Origin of the sequence: Flavobacterium sp. Arc2 (assembly GCF_041431385.1) — a bacterium.
Classification (GTDB): domain Bacteria; phylum Bacteroidota; class Bacteroidia; order Flavobacteriales; family Flavobacteriaceae; genus Flavobacterium.
Window position 1 is genome coordinate 1 of record NZ_JASMRH010000003.1, and the last position, 22,092, is coordinate 22,092.

Consider the following 22,092-nt stretch of genomic DNA (forward strand, 5'->3'; position numbering starts at 1 on the left):
AATCGATATTACAAGCTAAATCAGAAAACAAGACTTATACTCCCCAACTTTTAAGCAATGGCGATACTGTAAAACAATTATTAGCCAGAAGCCGCTATTTACTTTATAAATCCAGAGGAAAGTGGACCGTTAACCAAGAAGAAAGAGCAAGTCTTTTATTTGAGCTATATCCTGATATAAAAACAGCTCACGCTTTATCCCAGCAATTACGCAGTATTTACGATACAAATAATGATAAAAATGTAGCTATGTTGAAATTAGCGCATTGGTATCGAAAAGTAGAGGAATCAGGATTTAAGAACTTCAATGTAGTTCTTAATTCGATAACAGTTAATTATCAATCTATACTAAACTATTTTGACAATCGAAGTACAAATGCTTCTGCAGAATCTTTTAATGCAAAAATCAAAGGGTTCAGAAGTCAGTTTAGAGGGGTTCGGAAAATCGACTTTTTCTTGTTCAGATTATCTAACCTTTTTGGATAATCCCCAACTTTTGCGCTTGATCCATAATAAAGGCATTGAAGTGCATACGCTATAGCTAAAGCAAACCGTAGATAATAAAAAAAAACAGTCAAGAATTAAATCACTAATTCTTGACTGTTTTTTTTTAATTTAAAAAAGCTAAGATCTTATTCTCAACCTCTTTGCTATCCCAAAGAGCTTCTATGTTTTCCATTTTTAAAATTTCCTCCATAATAGCATTTTGATCATCTCCAATTGCTAAAGCTTCAGCATAAGGTCGGTCACTAAATGTGACTCTACTATAAAGGGGAATCCACTTATCTGGGTGTTTGTCTGAGAACCATTTTTCAATCTTCTTTTGCAATAGGAATTTATCATCTGCTGTTTTAGAACTCATTTCCATAAAATTACGATAGGAAAGTTCTGCAATCGCATCAGCATTAGGCTTACGCGATTTTTGGTATTCAGAAAATATCGTTTCCCAATCATCCCCGTATTTCTCCATCATTTCATTTAGAATCGAAATGTCTTCAAAACCAGCATTCATTCCTTGTCCGTAAAAAGGCACAATCGCATGACAAGCATCCCCAATTAATGCAATTTTATCTTTATATGTCCAAGGGTAGCATTTCATAGTCACCAAAGTACTTGTTGGATTTTTGAAAAAATCCTCTGCTAATTTCGGGATGACATCAATCGAATCAGGAAAGTTTTTTTCAAAAAACAACTCTACGTCTTTTCTGTTTTCGAGCAATGCAAAAGAATTCTCACCCTCAAAAGGCATAAACAAAGTACAGGTAAAACTACCATCTAAATTAGACAATGCAATCAACATATATTCGCCGCGTGGCCAAATGTGAAATGAATTTTTATCTAATTTATGAGAGCCATCAGGATTTGCTGGAATATTCAATTCCTTGTAACCAATATTTAAAAACTCTTGAGAATAGTTAAACATACTTTGGCGCTGCATGCGGTGTCGTATTCTTGAAAAAGCACCATCAGCACCAAATACGATATCGTACTTCTTTTCTTCCCAAGCTCCTCTTTCTGTTTCTCCAATGTGCAAAGTAGCTTCAGACAAGGTAACATCCCAAATTTTCTGTTCGAAGAAAAATTCGGCGCCAGCTTGTTCAGCCAAATCGATCATTCTCCGGTTCAAATCTCCTCTGGAAATTGAATAAATACTTTCCCCTTCTTGACCGTAATTTTGAAAATTAAGTTTATCAACTAAGTGAATGGCACGTTTATCCATAGGTATTGCGATTTCACGAACCGAATCCCCTACTCCAACGAAATCTAGCGCTTTCCAACCCCTAGTTGACATTGCTAGATTAATAGAACGTCCTGAGAACTGAATTTGTCTAATATCAGGGCTTCTATCGTATATATGTACGGTATGTCCTGCTTTGCGTAAGTAAATAGCTAATAAAGATCCGACTAAACCGGAACCTACAACTGCTATCTTTTTTGGAGTTTGCATTATTTTCTATAAAAAGTTAAGCAAAATTACTGATTTATTATTTTAAGGACTTTAAAAACCTCTAATTTTTAATCGGAATAAACACCAATTTTGTTGAAGTTTTAATAATCTCTTTCTTATTGAGCATCATTTTCCTAAAATTGCCTGCGTTGTATATTTCTGCCTGATCATTGTAGTGAATGCTTAATGGATTCCCAGACTGACCCGTAGGAAGAACATTCCAACTATTTTCAATATCGGAAAAATCAATCACTCTTCGAGAGGACGGACCACCTTTTACCACATATTTTGCTTCATTGGTATAATCAAACATCTGATTATTGATTACCTCATTAGAACCCGAAACTTCAAATGGTCCTACATTAAATATTTTTCTAAGCATAGCAATTTTCCCTAACGGATGCTCATACTCTACAACATGTACCTTACTCCAAGTCCAAGCAGGAACTGATTCTCCCAATTGTATTTCTAATGCAGCGATTGCCTCTTTAAATGATTTTGAAAGAATCTCGCTTCTGGATTCTTTTCTGTTTTTAGATTCTATATTATCCCACCACATAGAATTCTCATTTGCCATTTGTTTAGCAATAAGTTGTTTCATAATATGTGTAGCTAAAAACTGCTTGAACCCCTCTTCTCCCAACTCGTCTTTAAAAGTATTTTTCAGATACATATAAATCAGCTTATTGTAAATCGTAGGAGCCACATCCTCTGTATTATTTGTTCCTTTCCAAGATTTTAAAATAGCAACTGCTTCCTTTTCATTTTTCGAAAGTGAATTCGTATCTAAATTAGAAATTAAATTCTTAACCACCTCTGGTGCTACTGATGAAGTATTATCCGTAATCATCTTGCCGACCGATTTTTTATCCCAGTTTGACTTTGGCTCTAACAACTGGGTAATTCGTTTGGCTCTGTCTTCTGGAAGATAATAACCTGGATACAAGAAACCATCAATCGCTTCAGGCTGATTGTTAGCCGAATACACATACTTCCATTCTGGATTTACTGCCGAAGGATTTTTGGAAAAATCCAAATATTCTGTAATATCATCCTTTCCAGAAGGACCATCCAAAATGAAATGAGTATCTACACCTTCATTGTGTTTGTATAATTTACCAGTCGCCCACCAAGCTACATTTCCTTTAGCATCCCCATACATCACATTCAACCCAGGAGCCGAAATAAGCGCTACACCCCTTTGAAAATCAGCTTTACTTTCAGCATGAGATAGCGTATAAACTGCATCTAGAATATGAATGGGTTGCTGCGTATAAATCCAAGACATGGCCACCGGCTTATTATTATCTAATCCAACTATCAAATCATTCATGACAGGACCGTGTCGGCTCACCTTTACGTTCATCTCTACATCCGTACTATCTTTTACTTTTATAACTTTATTTCTAATTATGTAATCACTAAAACCTATTGGTGTTTTATATTTATTAGCATTTTCTGGGCTATTCTCTTCTTGGTAAAAATCAATATCATCATTTTCAAACATAGTCAAACCATAAGCATAATCCCTATTGTGACCTAACAAAGGAAAAGGCGTTCCTGCCAGATAGCAGCCATACAATTCAAATTCTGGTGTTACTATATGGGCTTCGTACCATGTTCCCGGTTGCGAAAACCCAATGTGCGGATCATTGGCAAAAATAACTTTCCCGTTTTTAGTTTTCTTAGGCGCAATAACCCAACTGTTGCTTCCCACAAATGGAGGAATAGGTGAATTATCTAATAAAGCAGCCACCGCCTTTGAAATAGCTAAAAACTCCTGTGGATTTTCCTTTGCATTTTTAATTATAGTAGTATTTAATTCCCCGTCAAGGCCAAAGTCTTTAAGGTATTCCATCCCATATTTATCACGGATATCAGTCAACAATGGATCTGTTTTTTGTGCCATGGCAAAACTAAAGGACATGTAACCGAAAATATTATAAACATCTTTTATAGTGAATTTATTTTTTTTCACGCCAACCAATTGAAACTCTATTGGAGTTACCCCTTCATCCATGTATTGATTAATACCGTCCAAATATGCTACTGTTAATTTATAACTTTCGCTATTTGTATCTAAGCCTGCAATCGCTTTTTCTGAAGCTTCCTCAATACCAAGACCAGCAAAAAACATATCGTTATTTAAAGCTACTTTTCCAAAAATTTCAGACAAACGACCTGGTGCGATACGTCGCATTAATTCCATTTGCCACAAGCGATCTTGTGCATGGACATATCCCAAAGCAGTCATGGCATCTATAGAATTATTTGCATAAATATGCGGCACACCAAAATCATCAAAATAGACTGTAGTCTCATCGTGAATACTTTGTAACTCCACTTTACCCTCATATTTAGGCTTTAAGTAAAAGCCATACAGCACTAATCCAACAATTACAATCGCAATTAGCGAAACTAAAACTAAGAGGATTTTTTTTATAATTTTCATTTTTATAATTTGAGATCAACAAATATAAATAATTTAGACTCTATTTCAGCGAAATACATTTCATTCTCCCGTCTAAAACAAAAAAACATGAGTTTGATTAAAAATAAAAAAAGTGTTTAAATTCCAAATGGAACTTAAACACTTTTTTTACCGATAAACTATTTATTTTTATTTTTTGCTTCCGTCAATAATAGCACCAGTTCCAGCTCCTACACCAGCTCCGGCTAAACCACCAATTATTGCTCCTTGTCCTTTTTTCTTACTTATAATCGCTCCAGTAGCTGCACCAACTCCTGCACCAATTACAGCACCTTTTGCCGTACTACTCCAACCCTTCTTTTTTGTTGTTGTAGTTGTAGTAGTCGTTGTATTAGCTCCCGGTTGATTAACTATAATCGTTTCCTTTTGCATTTCTACTTTTGTCATTTCCACCTGCATGGAGTCAATCACTTTCTGTTTTTGAATTGCAACTTCCATAGAGTCAACAGTTTCTTTCTTTGCGGCCTCTAAATCCATTTTTCCTTGATTTTTACAAGAAACGATTAACAAAGACAGTGCTATAAAGTATAATGCTTTCATAATTTTGTTTTTAATAATTAATAACGACGCAAAGAAACATAAAAAACCATGACCAAAACTTATAAAATTAGATTAAATGTTTATATAATTAAAGCTTTAGCATAAAATTTTATAAATATAGTTGTTCTTTTATATTTCTAGTACTAAAATATTGAACGGAATTAAATACGTGTTTTTATAGTACAAAGAAAAAAAGCTCATGACTACAATAAAAAAGATAGCAATAGTGGTTCTAAGTCTGCTTATATTAACCCTAATCCTTAATTTCGGATTGATCTTTTGGTTAAACAAGCAGCTCCCCATGATTATTGCTAAAAAGAACCCTACAGCCTATGCTATTACTTATAGCGATTTACAAATTGATCTTTTATCAAAAAATATAAAAGCATCCCGATTAAGAATTTCGCCAAAGAAAAAACAGCAAGACAGTTTAAAAAAAATAGGCATTTATGCTAAAATAGAATCCATTGAAATAAATGATTTTAAAATATGGGATGTTCTTTTTAATAATCGTATAAAGGCAAATAATATTATTATTACAACTCCAGAAGTTACCCTTTATAAAAAAACACAGCACGCAATTAATAATTCTAAGAGTTTAGGTTCTGAGGTTGTAAAACCATTTGAAGAAATTATTATGGTTTCAAACGTTATGCTGAATAAAGGAAGTCTTAAAATTATCTACACAAAAACAAACAAACCTATTCTAAGTGTTGTTAACTTAGGTTTAAATATAGATGGGATTGTGATTACAGATGACTTATTACAAAAGAAGGTTCCTTTTTCCTATGAAGATTACGCTATCAAAGCTGACAGCATCTATTTTCGAGTAAATGACACGTACCTTATTACAGCACAACATTTCCAAACTACTTCAAATAACTTTATTCTTAAAAAATTTAAATTAATCCCAGAATACAGTCGTAGGGAATTTGTTAAAAAACTAAAGCAAGAAAAAGACCTTTTTACAGTAAAGTCAGAACTTATTAAAATCAACAATATAGACTGGGGTTTCAAAAATGAAAAAATATTCTTTGATGCGAACTCAGTCACAGTAGATAAGTTATCAGCAAATATTTATAGAAACAAATTACCTGCCGATGATTTAACTAAAAAACCATTTTACAGTAAACTCCTTCGGGATTTAAAATTCCCATTGAAAGTGGACACCCTTGCCATACGCAATTCTATTTTAGTCTATGAAGAAGCAATCAACTTTCAAAAAGGACCCGGAATCCTAACTTTTGATGATTTTAATCTCAAGGCAACTCACATACAAAGCGGATATCTTCAAAAAAATCTCGCAGATGTCGTTATTGATATCCGCTGTAAGTTCATGAAAAGCTCTCCTTTAAAACTCAATTGGAAGTTTAATGTTCTGGATAAAAAAGATCAATTTACTATGCACGGTGTTGTATCTAATTTAAATACCAATCATTTATCTCGATTTACAAAACCCTATCTTAATGCGTCTACAACAGGTACATTTGATGAATTGAAGTTTACTATTAAAGGAAATGATTTTAATTCGTATGAAGATGCCTCTTTAAAATATCGTGATTTAAAAGTAACACTTTACAGAAAAGGAGCTCCTGAAAAAAAGAGTAAACTAAAAAGTGCACTGGCTAACTTGATCGTTAAAAAAGACTCCGATGGAGAAATTATTAATACTAAAGCCAATGTCGAAAGAATACCAGAAAAATCATTCTTTAATTTCTTATGGCTCAATATTGCAGCAATACTGAAACAAATTTTAATTTAAAAATAGTATATAAAAAACTGATTTGCAATAAAATAATTATTGATGAGTGTTCTTTCTATAATAAAAAAATGTACTCCGTTCATAGTTTTGTTTATTATTTACGTATTTTTGTTAAACAAAATACGTAAAACAAAGTACTATGACTGCAATTACTCAAGATGATCTTTCTAAACTCGAAAAAGTGGAACGATTAAATTTAATCAATTCTTGCACGGGTTACAAATCAGCAAATTTAATTGCTACCAAATCATTAAAAGGGGAAAGTAACGTCGCTATTTTTAGCAGTATAACCCATTTAGGAAGTAATCCTGCCTTGATAGGCTTTATTGTTCGGCCCACAACGGTTCCGAGAGATACATACAAAAACATAAAAGACACGGGATATTTTACTGTAAATCATGTTACAGAGACTATGATTATTGACGCACATCATACATCAGCTAATTATGAAAGTGGAGTATCTGAATTTAGTAAAACAAATCTTGAAGAAGAGTACAAAGAAGGCATATCTACGCCTTTTACAAAAGGCAGTCCAGTACAATTGTATTGCAAATATGTAAATGAATATTACATCAAAGAAAATGACACCATACATATTATTGCCTCAATAGAACAGTTATTTTTTGATGCAAAACTAAAGCATGAAGATGGCTGGCTACAAATAGAAAAAGGAAATGTCGTTACTCTAAATGGTGTTGATGGTTATTGTTTACCAAAGTTACTTGACCGTTTTGAATATGCGAGAAAAGACACTCCTACAAAATCGTTTTTTAAATAAAAACCAAATAAATTTAGCTTTTTTGAATCTCAGACCACTCGATAATAACAGAACCCATTAACAAATAAACATTTAATTTGTCAATGGGTTTTAATCTTTTTAATGAATTTCTTCAATTCCTCTTTTTAATATTTGTCCAAAATCATACATATCTTCAAACGAGCAGTACAAAGGAACCGGAGCTAGACGAATCACATTAGGTTCACGCCAATCTGTGATAACTCCGCTTTTCATTAAATAGTCAAACAAACTTCTTCCTTCCCCATGAAGTAAAACGGATAATTGACATCCTCTCTCCGCTGGATCCGTTGGCGTAATTATTTCAAAACTACTGTCCACTTCTTTGTCGATTTCCTGAAGAATAAATTCTAAATAGGAAGTGATTTTATCTCTTTTCTCAATAAGCGCATCCATCCCTATTTCATCAAACATTTCTACCGAAGCCAAATAAGGCGCCAAAGAAAGTACCGGCAAATTACTGATTTGCCAACCGTCTGCCCCTTGAACAGGATCAAACGTTGGTTCCATCTTGAAACGGCGTTCTTTATTATGTCCCCACCAGCCCGCAAATCGTGGTAACTCAAGGTTATTGTGGTGTTTTTCATGTACAAAGCATCCAGAAGCATTACCAGGTCCTGAATTCATGTACTTATAACTGCACCAGGCAGCAAAATCAACATCCCAATCGTGTAAATCTAATTTTATGTTTCCAGCGGCATGAGCAAGGTCCCAACCTACAACGGCACCAGCTTCATGTCCTGCAGCAGTTATCGTTTTCATGTCAAAAACCTGACCCGTGTAGTAATTCACTCCGCCAATTAAAACCAAAGCCAGTTCATCACCAACTTCCTTAATTTTAGCCAAGACATCTTCTAAACGGATGTTGTGTTCTCCATCGCGGCGTTTAATTTCTACAATAGCATCCTCTGTTTTGTATCCATGAAAATGCACTTGACTTTGAAACATATATTGATCTGAAGGAAATGCTTTTTCCTCACAAATAATTTTGTATCTCTTTTTTGTAGGCCTGTAAAAAGAAACCATCAACAAATGAAGGTTTACCGTTAATGTATTCATTACAGTAACTTCAGAAGGTAATGCTCCCACTATTTTACCTAACGGTTCAGCGAAGCGCTCATGATAATCCCACCATGGTTTTTCGGCATAAAAATGTCCTTCAACCGCTAAATCTGCCCAATCTTTCATTACTTCATCTACATAGGCTTTGGTTCTTTTGGGCTGTAAGCCCAATGAGTTTCCAGTGAAATAAATTACTTTTTTATCATTCACTTTTGGAAAAATGAATTCGTCTCTGTATTTATTTAATTTGTCCTGTGAATCAAGTTGTTTGGCAAATTCCTTATTATTTTCGAAAGTCATGGTTATAATTTAGTTTTGTAAAAATAACTAATATTTATTGCTGTACAAAGTGCAACTCCTTTATTTTCTAAGTTAAATAAAGTCTAATATCAAACGGAACATTCCTTGAAGCCATATCACTTAAGACTTAAATTATAACTATATTTGATTGTATTTAAATCCCAATCAAATGCTTAAAAACAGCCTAAACGTAATTATTCTTTCGATAGCGGTAGTAATTTCTGCTTTTTTGTTTTCCAATGCTTTTCTAAACAGAAATAAAAATAGTGAAACTATAAGTGTTACCGGCTTAGGAAAAACAGACTTCGTATCAGATCTAATTGTTTGGAAAGGATCCTTTTCTAAAAAAAGCAGTACATTAAAGGACGCGTATGCATCTTTAGACGCTGACCGTGAAAAAATTAAAAATTACTTATTAGGCAAAGGAATCCCTGCTGCTACTATTATCTTTTCTGCCATTTCTTTCAACAAAGATTACGAAACCAGTTATAATGAAAACGGAACTGTCAGACAGACAATATTTACCGGATTCACCCTGAACCAAGAGGTTAGTATCCAATCGAAAGACGTAAATAAAATCGAAGATATCTCTAGACAATCCAGCGAATTAATAAATACTGGTGTAGAATTTTACTCGAATGCTCCTGAATATTACTATACTAAACTTGCTGAATTAAAAATAAAAATGATTGCCGAAGCCACAAAAGATGCCAGCAACAGAGCCAAAAGTATTGCTGAGAATGCCGATGCCGCATTGGGTAATTTAAAAAAATCTGATATGGGGGTTTTCCAGATTATAGCTCAAAACTCATCTGAAGATTATTCTTACGGCGGTTCTTTCAATACCAATTCTAAAAACAAAACAGCAACTATTACAATAAAACTAGTGTATCAGGTGGACTAGATTTCCAAAAAACACTATTACACACTGGCAATTGCGTGAGGGATTGCTTCGCCAGTTCGCTATCGCTCGTGTGAAGTGGAAATCCTTTTTTATAATGTAGCGCTAGCGAAATTGTAAAAAAGATTGTAACAAATAGCCCGACCCTTTTGGGGCACGCGCAAAAAAAATCTCGCCATTACTGACGAGATTTGTATAGAGAATCTGAAACTAGTTCAGATTAAATAATCAACATGGCATCACCATAAGAATAGAATTTGTAACCTTCTTTGATTGCTTCTTCATAGGCTCTTTTCATTAAATCATGTCCACAAAATGCAGAAACCATCATTAATAAAGTAGATTTTGGCGTGTGAAAGTTGGTGATCATACAAGTAGGAATTGTAAATTCGTGAGGAGGGAAGACAAATTTGTTTGTCCAACCGTCAAAAGGATTTAGTGTTCCATGTGAAGAAACCGAGCTTTCTACAGCACGCATTGATGTCGTACCTACAGTGCAAATACGTTTTTTATGCACTTTTGCATCGTTAACAATATCACAGGCTTCTTGAGTAATCTTTAATTCCTCAGAGTCCATTTTGTGTTTTGATAAATCTTCAACCTCAACAGGATTGAATGTCCCCAAACCAACGTGTAGTGTAACTTCGGCAAATTTAATTCCTTTGATTTCCAGTTTTTTCAATAAATGTTTAGAGAAGTGCAATCCTGCAGTAGGTGCCGCTACAGCTCCTTCTTCTTTTGCATAAATCGTTTGGTAGCGCTCTGCATCTTCTGGAGTAACATCTCTGCTTATGTATTTTGGGATTGGAGTTTCTCCAAGTTCCGTCAATTTCTTTCTGAATTCTTCATACGAACCATCGTAAAGAAAACGCAATGTTCTTCCACGAGAAGTAGTATTATCAATAACCTCAGCTACTAATGAATCATCGTCACCGAAGTACAATTTGTTTCCGATTCTAATTTTACGAGCTGGATCTACTAAAACATCCCAAAGGCGTTGCTCAGCGTTTAGTTCTCTAAGTAAAAAAACTTCGATTCTCGCACCCGTTTTTTCTTTGTTTCCGTATAAACGTGCTGGAAAAACTTTAGTATTATTCAAAATTAAAACATCGCCATCGTCAAAATAATCGATAACATCTTTGAACGTTTTATGTTCGATAGTTTGTTTCTTGCGATCAATAACCATTAAGCGAGCTTCATCTCTGTGTTCAGACGGAAATTCTGCCAACAATTCCTTAGGTAAATCAAATTGAAAATGTGATAATTTCATCTTTATATTTTTGTTTAAAAGTTTCGAATATAAGGCCTACTTATTTAGCCGTATAGTAAAACTTATTTAAGAATGCAAATATACGACTGTGAGATAGGCGTTGTCAAGTGTTTTGCGATTTAATTTAGATACAAAATTGCAAAGTAACAAAGCGACAAGTGTTTACCCCCGTAAACATTGATAATTACGCTGTTATTTCAGCAACATTAAAACCTAAATTTTTCAAATCTTCCCAAAAATCAGGGTATGATTTTGAAACAACTTCGGCATTTTCGATTATTATTGGCACTTTTAGCGCCAAAGGAGCAAATGCCATTGCCATTCTATGGTCATTATAAGTCGCAATTTTGATATTAGGACTGATAGAACTTGAAGCCACGAGCGTCAAAGTATCGTTTGTTACCGAAATAGTAGCGCCTAATTTTGTAAGTTCAATTCTAAGTGCTTCTAGTCTGTCTGTTTCTTTAATTTTTAAAGTATGTAGTCCTGTAAGATGACAACCAATTCCTAAACCAAGACAAGTCACAACAATAGTTTGTGCGATATCTGGAGTGTTGTTTAACTCAAGGTTTAACGTTTCAGGTTTAAAGTTAATATCCTTTGTAAGTGTTAACGAGCTATTTTCGAATCGAGAATCAACACCCATCTGTTTGTAGATTTCCACCAAAGCAGAATCTCCTTGCAGGCTATTTTCTTTGTAACTACTTATAGTAACCGAGGCTGTATCGGCAAGGGCTACCAAACTAAAAAAGTAAGATGCAGAACTCCAGTCGGATTCAACCACCATTTCTTTTGGTTCAACAGTTGTTCTTGGAAATACTTTAATCACATTTCTTTCGAAGCTCGTTTTTACATCTAAATCATTCAACAATGCCAAAGTCATCTTGATGTACGGTACAGAAGTTATCTCTCCAACCAAATTTATTTCGATTCCGTTTTCTAATTTTGGCGCTACTAACATTAGAGCCGAAATATATTGACTGCTTACATTTGCTGCAATATTTACCTTAGAAGCTGTAATCTTTTGTCCTTTGATTCGAATAGGCGGATAGCCCACTTCTTTTTCATAAGAGATTATTGCACCCAGTTGTTCTAACGCTTCTACTAAAACTTTTATTGGGCGCTCTTGCATTCTGGCCGAGCCAGTCAAAACAACTTCACGTCCCTCGTTTACTGCAAAAAAGGCAGTAAGAAAGCGCATTGCCGTTCCTGCATGATGAATATCTACGATTTCTTCATTTCCTTTTAACGCTTTTTGCATCACTTCACTATCATCAGAGTTAGATGTGTTTGCTAAAGTAATATTAGGAAACAAAGCTTGTAGCAATAACAACCGATTGGTTTCACTTTTTGAACCAGTTACGGCGATTTGCGCTTTTAAATTAGAATGGGTGGTTTTTAACAGTAAATTCATGTTGTACTTATGAGTGATGAGGAATGAATTAGGATCTTTATAATTCAAGCTCGCAATTTACTACTCCTCAATTATAATTCATAATTTATAAATCACAAATTATTTCAGCTTTTCATTGTTTTTGTGACGATCTTTATCTCGCACCGATTTAAAATCCATTTTCTTATCGAAAGCAGCTTGTAAATCGATTCCGGTTTGATTTGCAAGACACAAAACCACAAAAACAACATCGGCTAATTCCTCGCCAAGATCTTTGTTTTTATCACTTTCTTTCTCTGATTGTTCTCCGTAACGTCGGGCAATGATGCGTGCCACTTCACCTACTTCCTCGGTAAGTTGCGCCATATTGGTCAGTTCATTGAAATATCGAACGCCGTGTTCTTTAATCCAATTGTCTACGTCTAGTTGGGAATCTTTTAAGTTCATGCTATTCTCTATTTTTGCTGTCTATAATAATCGTGGCTGGTCCATCATTTAAAAGACTCACTTTCATGTCAGCCCCAAAAACACCAGTTTGAATTTTCTTTTCTAATTCTTTTTCCAACTGCTTAACAAAATTCTCATACAACGGAACTGAAATATCGGGTTTTGCTGCTTTGATATAAGAAGGGCGATTTCCTTTTTTAGTAGCGGCATGAAGTGTAAATTGACTCACTACAATTATATCACCGTCTATGTCTTTTACCGATAGATTCATCACCTGATTCTCATCTTCAAAAATTCGGATTTTAGTGATTTTCCCAACTAACCAGTCAATATCTTCTTGACTATCGCTGTTTTCAATTCCTATCAGTATCAATACCCCTTTTTGAATATCAGCTACTACTTTATTTTCAATGGCTACAGATGCGGAGGAAACTCTTTGGAGAACTACTTTCAAATTAATGGTGAATTATAAATTATGAATAGTTGGATTACTATTTTCTATTTTCGTCACTGATTGCTCGATCTTCATTATGAATGTCAGTACGATAATTTTCATCATCCCCTTCCAGCAGTTTAAGGTAGCTATTGTAACGTGACCAAGCTATTTCATCTCTTTCTAATGCTTCTTTCACAGCACACTTTGGTTCGTCTTTATGCAAACAATTGTTGAACTTACATCGCTCTTTCAGTTTGAAAAACTCAGGAAAATACCCGCTAATTTCTGCAGGCTCCATATCTACAACTCCAAAACCTTTAATTCCGGGTGTGTCGATAATTCTGGCATCAAAAGACAAATCATACATTTCGGCAAAAGTCGTTGTATGCTGCCCTTGCTTACTAGCTTCAGATATTGTCTTTGTTTTTAAGTGCAGCGAAGGCTCCATAGCATTAACTAAAGTCGATTTCCCAACTCCAGAATGCCCTGAGAACATACTCACTTTACCTATCATCATTTCTTTCAACTTCTCTATCCCTTTCATTTCAGTTGAGGAAACACGAAGGCATTTGTACCCAATTTCCTGATACACATGCTGCATGTACAATTGTTCATCTAAGGTTGCCTCGTCAAAAGTGTCAATTTTATTAAACACTAAAATAGTTTCTATGCCGTAAGCCTCGGCAGTTACTAAAAACCGATCGATAAAATTGAAAGTCGTAGGCGGGTTGTTTATGGTAACCAAAAGGAAAACGCGATCAATATTAGACGCAATAATATGCATCTGATGAGATAAGTTCACTGATTTTCGAACGATATAATTCTTTCTTTCGTGAATATTATGAATCGTCCCTGTTACGGTATCCGAAGATTCTTCTAGTTCATAATCCACAATATCCCCTACAGCTATAGGATTGGTGCTTTTAATTCCTTTAATTCGGAATTTCCCTTTCATACGGCATTCAATAAAATCGCCTTGTTCTGATTTTACGGTGTACCAACTTCCTGTAGATTTATATACGAGTCCTGTCATTTTTATTATTTACGATATTCAGCGTTCAATATGTCTTCAAGCACCTATTAAATGCTTTGCAAAGATAATTCTTTGTTTCACGTTTAAAGTATGAAGTGTAAAGTTTTTGCCCCCCTATAATTATAGATAAAAAAATCCCCACAATTTTTAAAAAAAGTGGGGATTCATTTGCTATAATCAAATAAAATTATGCGTTCAATACTTTGTCTTGATGACCAATACTTTCCTGGTGGATTGCTTTGAACATTCTAAGAACAAACTCTTCAGTTAATCCTTTTTTCTCCCCTTCAAGAATCATCTTTCCAAGAATTTCATTCCAACGTTGATTTTGCAAAACAGCAACGTTAGCATCTTTTTTCACTTGACCAATTTCGTCAGCAACTTTCATTCTTTTTCCTAACAATTCTAACAAATTAGCATCAAGAACATCGATGTTTGCTCTTAACTTTGTCATTTTATTTGTAAAATCATCCGAAGCATCGTTTACTTTTCTTACTTTCAAATCTTTGAAAATTTGTTTCAAAGCGTCTGGAGTCACTTGCTGAGCAGCGTCACTCCAAGCATTATCTGGATCAATATGCGTTTCAATGATCATACCATCATAATTCAAATCTAATGCCTCTTGCGTTACTTCAAGAATCATTTCACGGTTTCCTGTGATGTGAGATGGATCAATAATTAAAGGTAAATCAGGGAATTTATTTTGCAATTCAATAGCAATTTGCCATTCTGGAATGTTTCTGTATTTTGTTTTTTCGTAAGTAGAAAACCCTCTATGAATTACTCCTAGGTTTTTAATTCCTGCATTATATAAACGCTCTACTCCACCTAACCATAAAGCCATATCTGGATTTACTGGGTTTTTGATTAAAACGATTTTGTCAGTTCCTTTCAATGTGTCTGCAATTTCCTGAACTGCAAATGGATTTGCTGTTGTACGAGCACCAACCCATAAAACATCAATATCATGCTCCAAAGCTAATTTACAATGTGCCGAAGTTGCTACCTCAGTCCCCATCAATAAACCAGTTTCTGCCTTTGCTTTTTGCAACCATTTTAATCCTATTTCTCCAACACCTTCAAATCCTCCTGGACGTGTTCTTGGTTTCCATATACCTGCTCTAAAAACACTAACGTCTGAGTCTTTCAATTCATGAGCAATTTTCAATACTTGATCTTCTGTTTCAGCACTACAAGGTCCTGCAATCACAAATGGATGAGTTAAATTAAATTCATTCAACCAATTTCTCATTTCTTTCTTGTTTTCCATCTTTCTTATTATTTATTTTATTATTTTTTTAATGTGTTGTTCTTGTTTTATTTAATCCTGCGTATTTACTATTTTTTAACGGTCATTCCGTTTAATATTTCTTTAATCTTATTTACACTTTCCATTTCGTCAAAAATAGCGTTATATTCTTCTTTTACTAACAAGTCTTTAAACTGTGTCAAATTAGCTATATAACCTTCTAGCGCTTCCACCACTTCTACCTTGTTCTGTTTAAAAATTGGTGTCCACATCGCTGGTGAGCTTTTAGCTAAACGCACTGTGCTTTCAAATCCAGAACCCGCCATATCAAAAATATCTTGCTCGTCTTTCTCTTTATTTATTACTGTTTTCCCAAGCATAAACGAACTTATATGTGACAAATGCGACACATAAGCAATGTGTTTGTCATGCGATTTGGGATCCATATAGCGAATTCTCATTCCCATTGCTTTAAAAAGGTCCAATGCTTTCTCTTGTAATTTAAAAGCAGTGCGCTCTACCTCACAAATTATATTTGTCTTGCCATCGAATAAATTCCGAATCGCTGCTGATGGACCTGAAAATTCTGTTCCTGCGATCGGATGCGTTGCAATAAAGTTTCTTCTTTTTGGATGATTGGCTACTGCTTCGCAAATAGGTGCTTTTGTAGAACCCACTTCAAATACAATAGATTTTTCCCCAATAGCATCTAATACAATAGGCAAAAGACTTATGGCCACATCCACAGGAACCGAAACAATTACAAAATCAGCATTTGATAAATCTTCAATTTGCGCCTCTGCATCAATAACCCCTAAATCGAGTGCTTGTTTAACATGCCCTTCATTAGTATCAATTCCGTAAACAGTCGCAGTTGGATGTAAAGCTTTAATATCTAATGCCATCGAACCGCCTATTAATCCTATTCCTATTATGTAAATTTTCATTTAGTTAAATCTATCAATTGCTTCTTGTACTTTTTCTACTTTTACACATAATGCAAAACGAATGTATCCTTCTCCGTTACTACCAAAAATAGTTCCCGGGGTAATAAAAATATATTTCTCATGTAAAATCTGATCAATAAACTTTTCTGACGATACTATTCCTTCTGGTAATTTAGCCCATACAAATAAACCAACGCCTTCTTTGTATACTTTACAACCTAATTTTTCGGCTAACTGTTCCGTCAAAATGCGGCGTTCCTTATAGATTACGTTCATCGAGTCAAACCAAGACTTATCGCTATTCAAGGCCGCAATTGCTCCTTTTTGTATTCCAAAAAACATACCGCTGTCCATATTGCTTTTCACTTTCAGAATAGCGTCAATGGCTTCTGCATTTCCTAAAACCATTCCTACTCTCCAACCTGCCATGTTAAAGGTTTTACTCAAAGAGTTAAGTTCTAATGCAACGTCTTTAGCTCCTGCCACCTGCAACAAACTCATTGGTTTATCATTCAAAACAAAACTATAAGGATTGTCATTAATCAACAATATTTCATGTTTTTTGGCGAAAGCCACTAACTTTTCAAATAAAGCGATACTTCCTCTAGCACCTGTTGGCATATGAGGATAACCAATCCACATGATTTTCACCTTAGTTAAATCTAATTTTTCTAAAGCCTCAAAATCAGGTTCCCAGTTTGTATTCTCTTTCAAATCATAATAAACAGGTACCGCTCCTACTAAATTTGTTACTGAAGTGTACGTTGGATATCCCGGATTCGGAATCAAAACTTCATCTCCTTCATTTAAAAAAGCCAATGAAATATGCATGATTCCTTCTTTAGAACCCATTAAAGGCAAAATTTCAGTGTTCGAATTCAAGGCGACGTCATAATTATTCATATAGAAATCAGCCATACTTTTTCTCAGTTCCGGTAATCCCTGATAACTCTGGTATTGATGTGCGTTTTCATCGTCCATCGCCAGTTTTACAGCATCAATAACAGATTGTGATGGATGTAAATCTGGACTCCCAATTCCCATATTGATAATCGGTTTTCCTTCTGAAGCTAATTGTCGAACTTCTCTCAATTTAGAAGAGAAATAGTATTCTTCAATTATGTCTAAACGTTTTGCTGCTTGAATCATCTTATTATTTGTATTTTTCCTCTCCCAACCCAATTCTGGAAAAGGACACTTTATATTTTACTTCTTATCGTTCACCTTTTATCTTTGTAGGATTACGGCTTAGTATTCTTATACTCACCTAACACTTTAAAGTATTCGGCCATAATTTGTAATAGTGATTTAGCCTTTGCATAATCCTCATATTTTTCAAAAGTAACATCCACAAAAAAGGAGTACTTCCAAGGCGTTTCAATTTTTGGTAACGATTGTATTTTTGTTAAATTCATTTTACAATCACTCATCACATTAAGTACCGCTGCTAAACTTCCTCTTTTATGATCCAATTCAAATTTCAAAGAAGCTCTATTAACTTCTTCTTTTGGAACAAATGAATTCTCTTTATTTATGATAACAAAACGAGTCATGTTATTTTTTATAGTCTGAATTGCTGGAGCAAGAATTTCCAAATCATACATTACCGAAGCCGCATTACTACCAATTGCCGCTATACCCTTTAATTGTTTCTGCTGAATTCTACGAGCCGTTTCTGCCGTATCTTTATCCTCAACTAATTTTATATTTGGATACTTTTTTAAGAAATCCATACATTGTAACAAGGCCATCGGATGCGAATGCACCTCTGTAATATCTTCTACTTCCTGCCCTTTAAGCGCCATCAAATTTTGAGTAATATTCAAATAATGTTCACCTATTATATGCAAATTATGTTTATCTATCAAAGCGTAATTAGGAATAATAGGTCCCGCAATTGAATTTTCTATTGCCATAACCGCCTGCTCTGATTTACCTGATATCAAGCTATCTACTAATTCTTCAAATGACAAACACTCGTCTACTATTACATTATTATTGTAATATTCTTGAGCCACCTGATGATGAAAAGAACCTTTTATACCTTGTATTGCAATTTTAGCATTCATATAACAAACTTTTAAGCAAAAAAAAATCCCGATTTTCATCGGGATTGTATATTTATAATTATCAATTTAATTTTCTAATTAAATAACCATACGACAATCCCTACCCTCTTTCCAGAAGAAATAATAAGTATTGCTAAAATAAAATCGGTTATTTAACATTGTGCTTTGTATTGTGTGTGTATTAATTCTATGCGAATGTATAAATTATTTCGAGCCCACCAAAAAAAAATCCAAATTTCACCAAACAAAAAAGAAATTCTCTCTAAAACTACTTTTAAATTACACAATAGTCAATAAACGCAGTGTAAAATAATTTTTAAGCAACTGCATACAAAGACGTTCCGTAACAAAAACAACTGCTTTTGTTTGAAATAAATTTTCAAAAACAGATTACGCAGTCAAAGTATTCGAAAGCCAATTTTTTCCTTCGGAAATTCGAGTAATCAACATCGCCGAAACTACGTCGCCATTAGCATTCAATAGTGTCGCTATCGGATCTACTAATGTTCCTACAATCATGGCTGCTGGTAAAGCCTGCTCCATTGGAAAACCGTAAATAGTAATAGCAAGAATCTCGCCTATGTATCCCCCATTTGGAATTCCACCCTCAACTACTGAAACAATTATTGTAATCCCTAATGCAATTACTAAATTATGTGGATCGGTAAAGTCTTTTCCAAACATAGCAAAAATCACGGCAATCTTTATAATAGAGGACATACTAGAACCATCTTTATGTAAAGGCGCTCCTAGTGGCACTGCAATATTCCTGATATGTGTTGGTACGTTCATTTTCTCCGTTGCTTCCAGGTTAGCCGGAATAGTGGCAATACTACTGCAAGTTCCTAAAGCAGTTAATGATGGTGTAATATTATTACTCCAAAAAACTTTCAATCCATTTGTCCCACCAGCGATAAACGCATAGAGACTAAAGAAAACTACAAAGTAAAAAGTACAAACTGCATAATAAAGACCCAACGGCTTCGCATAAGCGCCAAACAATTGCGGACCAAAAATCCCCACTTGATAAGCGAAATAAGCACCTAATCCTACTGGCGCCGTTTTCATTATCAGATGCAGCAATTGTTTCATTACCTCATCCCCTGAACTTAGGAAACTTCTAAAGCTGGCTCCTTTCTCTCCAGAACGCAAACTGGCAAACCCTATCAAAAACGAAAATATAATTAATGCCAACATACTTTTTCGAGACAGCAACTCATAAAAATCATTGGCAGTAAGCAATTGCGTAATTTGAGATCCTGGACTCGCACTCTGAATACTTTCTAATGGAATCTTAGAAATAATAATATCCTGATGAATAGGAAAAAGCAATACCCCAATCATCATCAAAATTGCAGATACAACAACTGTACTTAAAAAAACCCCCATCACAATCACAAAAAGTTTTCCTAATTTTTCTGATTTCTCAAGACTTGCAATAGAGGAAGCGATAGTGAAGAAAATCAATGGAATAATTGCGGTAAAAAGTAAATTCAAAAATATATCTCCTAACGGCTTTATAATTTCAACATCTTCACCAAAAACTAGTCCCAAAACACTCCCTGCTGTAATCCCGCAAAGAAGCCATATGATACTACTATACGTTTTAAACAAACTACCTGAACCGCCACTTACCTTGCTCATATTACATACAATTTTTAAATTTTTATAAATATATTAATCTAATTAACAAAAACAGTCCGAATCCACAAAAACTCCGCTCTATCAATACAATTTCACATATTGTAATACGAAAAACAATAAATCACAATTTTTTCTATTTACTTTTGCAACAAATACTATGTCATGTCAATAGAAGTAAATAATATATCTAAAAGTTATGGTGCCCAAAAAGCATTAGACAACATTTCATTCTCCGTTAAAAAGGGGGAAATAGTGGGTTTCTTGGGTCCGAACGGAGCAGGAAAATCGACTTTGATGAAAATATTGACTACTTATATTGCAGCAGATAAAGGTTCTGCCTTAGTAAATGGTCATGATGTAAACTCTGATCAAAAAGCGGTACAGCTTTCTATTGGTTATTTACCGGAACACAATCCATTGTATTTGGATTTGTATGTACGGGAATATCTATCTTTTAACGCCGAAATCTATAAAGTTGCTAAATCCCGCATTGAAGAAGTACTAAAAATGACTGGCTTAACTACTGAAAGCCATAAAAAAATAGGGCAATTATCTAAAGGGTATCGTCAACGTGTGGGACTTGCTAACGCTTTACTACATAATCCAGATGTTTTGATTCTTGACGAACCCACAACTGGTTTAGACCCAAATCAATTAATCGAAATTCGTAATGTTATCAAAAATGCGGGTAAAGACAAAACTGTTTTTCTTTCTACACACATCATGCAGGAAGTGGAAGCAATCTGCGACCGCGTTATCATTATCAATAATGGTAAAATCGTAGCTGATAAAAAATTGGATAATTTAATTTCTGAAAATAAGGAACAAGTTATCGAAGTGGAATTTGATTATAAAATAGAGGAACAGGCTATTGCCAAAATTGAAAACCTTACTTCCTATAAAAACACGCATGACATGATTTGGGAGTTGACTTTCACAACCGACAAAGACATGCGCCCTGCAGTTTTTGATTTTGCTGCCGCAAATGGCTTAAAGACACTGCAACTCAATCAGAAAAATAAAAATCTAGAGGCAATTTTCAGAGAAATTACTAAGAACTAGTAAGTGATCGATTTTTAGTGGTCAGTCTCCCTTTACGGATAAAAAGGAAGCGCGTTTAAATAAATTTTAAACGCGCTTCCTTTTTTATGTTTGTACGAAATAAAACGAAAATTATGATTTTGGCAAAGCTGCACCTACAGCAATATCACAACGATGCCCTTCTTTTCCGTGCGCTGGATTCATACCTGCAGCAGTTACAGGATTAGCGGCTGCAGTTGACAGTAAAGTCGGCAATGCCGGTTGAACAGTATATTCCGGTGAAGCTGCAGTCGAATTTTCGCTTACAGTAGTGGTAGGTGATGCTATTTTTGAATTTAATGGAGCTCCCACCGCTATATCACAACGATGATTCGTTTGTCCATGTGGTGGATTCATTCCTTTAGCCGTAACCGTTTTTGTAGTCAGCGCTTGCGAGCTACTAACTGTTTGTGTTGACTGAAGAGAAGCCGGCTGCACAGAAGCTCCTGCACTTGTAGCAGTATTTAACGGCGCTCCAACAGCTATATCACAACGGTGATTTAACTCTCCATGTGGAGGGTTGATTCCCGCGGGAGTCGACGTAGCCATTCCTGAAGTACCATTTTGTGTTCCGGAAGACTGCGTTGACTGGCCTTTTTGTTGCCAAAAAGGAATTTCATTTACAGCATTAGCTTTAACCGCAGCGGTGTCGTCGTTTTTACAGGAAGTAACTGTTATAGCAGTCGCTAAAAGAGTATAGTATAGGTATTTCATTTTGATTTTTT

General features: G+C 34.7%; 20 protein-coding genes. 5 read left to right on the plus strand and 15 right to left on the minus strand.

The genetic code is table 11. From position 1 onward, the window contains the following. Window positions 1–485: transposase (locus QO182_RS02400; RefSeq protein WP_371559752.1), on the plus strand; the 485-nt coding region annotated here is incomplete at its 5' end. Between the two features lie 124 nt (window positions 486–609). On the opposite strand, the gene QO182_RS02405 is transcribed toward QO182_RS02400, so the two are convergent. The 3 genes from QO182_RS02405 to QO182_RS02415 form a co-directional block, all read right to left on the minus strand. Next, on the minus strand, window positions 610–1,947 hold the full coding sequence (locus tag QO182_RS02405; RefSeq protein ID WP_371543274.1) for an FAD-dependent oxidoreductase: 1,338 nt from the start codon (window positions 1,945–1,947) through the stop codon (window positions 610–612). Window positions 1,948–2,008: 61 nt separating this feature from the next. Continuing rightward, on the minus strand, window positions 2,009–4,399 hold the full coding sequence (locus tag QO182_RS02410) for a penicillin acylase family protein (RefSeq protein ID WP_371559754.1): 2,391 nt from the start codon (window positions 4,397–4,399) through the stop codon (window positions 2,009–2,011). 168 nt (window positions 4,400–4,567) lie between these two features. Beyond that, window positions 4,568–4,978, minus strand: a complete 411-nt coding sequence (locus QO182_RS02415; protein WP_371543269.1) for a YMGG-like glycine zipper-containing protein — start codon at window positions 4,976–4,978, stop codon at window positions 4,568–4,570. A 199-nt stretch (window positions 4,979–5,177) separates the two neighbouring features. Between QO182_RS02415 and QO182_RS02420 the strand changes: the two genes are divergently transcribed. Together QO182_RS02420 and QO182_RS02425 are read left to right on the plus strand one after the other, a co-directional pair. After that, window positions 5,178–6,740 carry a hypothetical protein gene (locus tag QO182_RS02420; RefSeq protein ID WP_371559755.1) on the plus strand — a complete coding sequence of 521 codons (1,563 nt, stop codon included), beginning with the start codon at window positions 5,178–5,180 and terminating at the stop codon, window positions 6,738–6,740. Window positions 6,741–6,879: 139 nt separating this feature from the next. Continuing rightward, the gene (locus QO182_RS02425; RefSeq protein WP_371559757.1) at window positions 6,880–7,518 is read left to right on the plus strand and encodes a flavin reductase family protein; all 639 of its coding nucleotides are present in this window, start codon (window positions 6,880–6,882) and stop codon (window positions 7,516–7,518) included. Between the two features lie 99 nt (window positions 7,519–7,617). On the opposite strand, the gene kynU is transcribed toward QO182_RS02425, so the two are convergent. Beyond that, window positions 7,618–8,898: a kynureninase gene (gene kynU / locus QO182_RS02430; protein ID WP_371559758.1), complete on the minus strand. Its 1,281-nt coding sequence runs from the start codon at window positions 8,896–8,898 to the stop codon at window positions 7,618–7,620. A gap of 169 nt (window positions 8,899–9,067) precedes the next feature. On the opposite strand from kynU, the gene QO182_RS02435 reads away from it, so the two are divergent. Further along, complete coding sequence (locus QO182_RS02435) at window positions 9,068–9,802, plus strand: SIMPL domain-containing protein (protein ID WP_371559759.1); 735 nt, start codon at window positions 9,068–9,070, stop codon at window positions 9,800–9,802. 217 nt (window positions 9,803–10,019) lie between these two features. Here QO182_RS02435 and queA read toward each other — a convergent pair whose 3' ends face one another. The 10 genes from queA to QO182_RS02485 all read right to left on the minus strand — a co-directional run bounded on the left by queA (window position 10,020) and on the right by QO182_RS02485 (window position 20,287). Then, the gene (queA, locus tag QO182_RS02440; RefSeq protein WP_371541273.1) at window positions 10,020–11,069 is read right to left on the minus strand and encodes a tRNA preQ1(34) S-adenosylmethionine ribosyltransferase-isomerase QueA; all 1,050 of its coding nucleotides are present in this window, start codon (window positions 11,067–11,069) and stop codon (window positions 10,020–10,022) included. A gap of 184 nt (window positions 11,070–11,253) precedes the next feature. Beyond that, window positions 11,254–12,483, minus strand: a complete 1,230-nt coding sequence (aroA, locus tag QO182_RS02445; protein ID WP_371559760.1) for a 3-phosphoshikimate 1-carboxyvinyltransferase — start codon at window positions 12,481–12,483, stop codon at window positions 11,254–11,256. 99 nt (window positions 12,484–12,582) lie between these two features. Continuing rightward, on the minus strand, window positions 12,583–12,909 hold the full coding sequence (locus QO182_RS02450; protein ID WP_016988618.1) for a nucleotide pyrophosphohydrolase: 327 nt from the start codon (window positions 12,907–12,909) through the stop codon (window positions 12,583–12,585). A gap of 1 nt (window position 12,910) precedes the next feature. Then, entirely contained in the window at window positions 12,911–13,363 is a 453-nt protein-coding gene (gene dtd, locus QO182_RS02455) for a D-aminoacyl-tRNA deacylase (RefSeq protein ID WP_371559761.1), read from the minus strand. Between the two features lie 37 nt (window positions 13,364–13,400). After that, a complete protein-coding gene (gene rsgA, locus QO182_RS02460; RefSeq protein WP_371559763.1) occupies window positions 13,401–14,378 on the minus strand; it encodes a ribosome small subunit-dependent GTPase A in 978 nt (325 codons plus the stop codon). Between the two features lie 187 nt (window positions 14,379–14,565). Continuing rightward, entirely contained in the window at window positions 14,566–15,648 is a 1,083-nt protein-coding gene (locus QO182_RS02465) for a chorismate mutase (RefSeq protein WP_371541283.1), read from the minus strand. Window positions 15,649–15,716: 68 nt separating this feature from the next. Beyond that, window positions 15,717–16,574: a prephenate dehydrogenase gene (locus QO182_RS02470; RefSeq protein ID WP_371559764.1), complete on the minus strand. Its 858-nt coding sequence runs from the start codon at window positions 16,572–16,574 to the stop codon at window positions 15,717–15,719. After that, on the minus strand, window positions 16,575–17,723 hold the full coding sequence (locus QO182_RS02475; protein ID WP_371541288.1) for a pyridoxal phosphate-dependent aminotransferase: 1,149 nt from the start codon (window positions 17,721–17,723) through the stop codon (window positions 16,575–16,577). It abuts the gene before it with no gap. Window positions 17,724–17,815: 92 nt separating this feature from the next. Further along, entirely contained in the window at window positions 17,816–18,643 is an 828-nt protein-coding gene (locus QO182_RS02480; RefSeq protein ID WP_371559767.1) for a prephenate dehydratase, read from the minus strand. 390 nt (window positions 18,644–19,033) lie between these two features. Further along, complete coding sequence (locus tag QO182_RS02485; RefSeq protein WP_371559768.1) at window positions 19,034–20,287, minus strand: dicarboxylate/amino acid:cation symporter; 1,254 nt, start codon at window positions 20,285–20,287, stop codon at window positions 19,034–19,036. A gap of 162 nt (window positions 20,288–20,449) precedes the next feature. Here QO182_RS02485 and gldA point away from each other — a divergent pair, with 162 nt between their 5' ends. Further along, window positions 20,450–21,349: a gliding motility-associated ABC transporter ATP-binding subunit GldA gene (gene gldA, locus QO182_RS02490; protein ID WP_371559770.1), complete on the plus strand. Its 900-nt coding sequence runs from the start codon at window positions 20,450–20,452 to the stop codon at window positions 21,347–21,349. A gap of 111 nt (window positions 21,350–21,460) precedes the next feature. Here gldA and QO182_RS02495 read toward each other — a convergent pair whose 3' ends face one another. Further along, the gene (locus QO182_RS02495; RefSeq protein ID WP_371559773.1) at window positions 21,461–22,081 is read right to left on the minus strand and encodes a hypothetical protein; all 621 of its coding nucleotides are present in this window, start codon (window positions 22,079–22,081) and stop codon (window positions 21,461–21,463) included. Window positions 22,082–22,092: the final 11 nt, after the last annotated feature.

What these genes read in the sequence shown, in the direction of transcription:
- QO182_RS02450 (WP_016988618.1), bottom strand. Translation starts at nt 12,909, where the DNA reads ATGAACTTAAAAGATTCCCAACTAGACGTAGACAATTGGATTAAAGAA.
- QO182_RS02475 (WP_371541288.1), bottom strand. Translation starts at nt 17,723, where the DNA reads ATGATTCAAGCAGCAAAACGTTTAGACATAATTGAAGAATACTATTTC.
- queA (WP_371541273.1), bottom strand. Translation starts at nt 11,069, where the DNA reads ATGAAATTATCACATTTTCAATTTGATTTACCTAAGGAATTGTTGGCA.
- kynU (WP_371559758.1), bottom strand. Translation starts at nt 8,898, where the DNA reads ATGACTTTCGAAAATAATAAGGAATTTGCCAAACAACTTGATTCACAG.
- aroA (WP_371559760.1), bottom strand. Translation starts at nt 12,483, where the DNA reads ATGAATTTACTGTTAAAAACCACCCATTCTAATTTAAAAGCGCAAATC.
- QO182_RS02435 (WP_371559759.1), top strand. Translation starts at nt 9,068, where the DNA reads ATGCTTAAAAACAGCCTAAACGTAATTATTCTTTCGATAGCGGTAGTA.
- QO182_RS02415 (WP_371543269.1), bottom strand. Translation starts at nt 4,978, where the DNA reads ATGAAAGCATTATACTTTATAGCACTGTCTTTGTTAATCGTTTCTTGT.
- QO182_RS02485 (WP_371559768.1), bottom strand. Translation starts at nt 20,287, where the DNA reads ATGAGCAAGGTAAGTGGCGGTTCAGGTAGTTTGTTTAAAACGTATAGT.
- gldA (WP_371559770.1), top strand. Translation starts at nt 20,450, where the DNA reads ATGTCAATAGAAGTAAATAATATATCTAAAAGTTATGGTGCCCAAAAA.
- QO182_RS02420 (WP_371559755.1), top strand. Translation starts at nt 5,178, where the DNA reads ATGACTACAATAAAAAAGATAGCAATAGTGGTTCTAAGTCTGCTTATA.
- rsgA (WP_371559763.1), bottom strand. Translation starts at nt 14,378, where the DNA reads ATGACAGGACTCGTATATAAATCTACAGGAAGTTGGTACACCGTAAAA.
- QO182_RS02465 (WP_371541283.1), bottom strand. Translation starts at nt 15,648, where the DNA reads ATGGAAAACAAGAAAGAAATGAGAAATTGGTTGAATGAATTTAATTTA.
- QO182_RS02410 (WP_371559754.1), bottom strand. Translation starts at nt 4,399, where the DNA reads ATGAAAATTATAAAAAAAATCCTCTTAGTTTTAGTTTCGCTAATTGCG.
- QO182_RS02495 (WP_371559773.1), bottom strand. Translation starts at nt 22,081, where the DNA reads ATGAAATACCTATACTATACTCTTTTAGCGACTGCTATAACAGTTACT.
- QO182_RS02425 (WP_371559757.1), top strand. Translation starts at nt 6,880, where the DNA reads ATGACTGCAATTACTCAAGATGATCTTTCTAAACTCGAAAAAGTGGAA.
- QO182_RS02480 (WP_371559767.1), bottom strand. Translation starts at nt 18,643, where the DNA reads ATGAATGCTAAAATTGCAATACAAGGTATAAAAGGTTCTTTTCATCAT.
- QO182_RS02470 (WP_371559764.1), bottom strand. Translation starts at nt 16,574, where the DNA reads ATGAAAATTTACATAATAGGAATAGGATTAATAGGCGGTTCGATGGCA.
- QO182_RS02405 (WP_371543274.1), bottom strand. Translation starts at nt 1,947, where the DNA reads ATGCAAACTCCAAAAAAGATAGCAGTTGTAGGTTCCGGTTTAGTCGGA.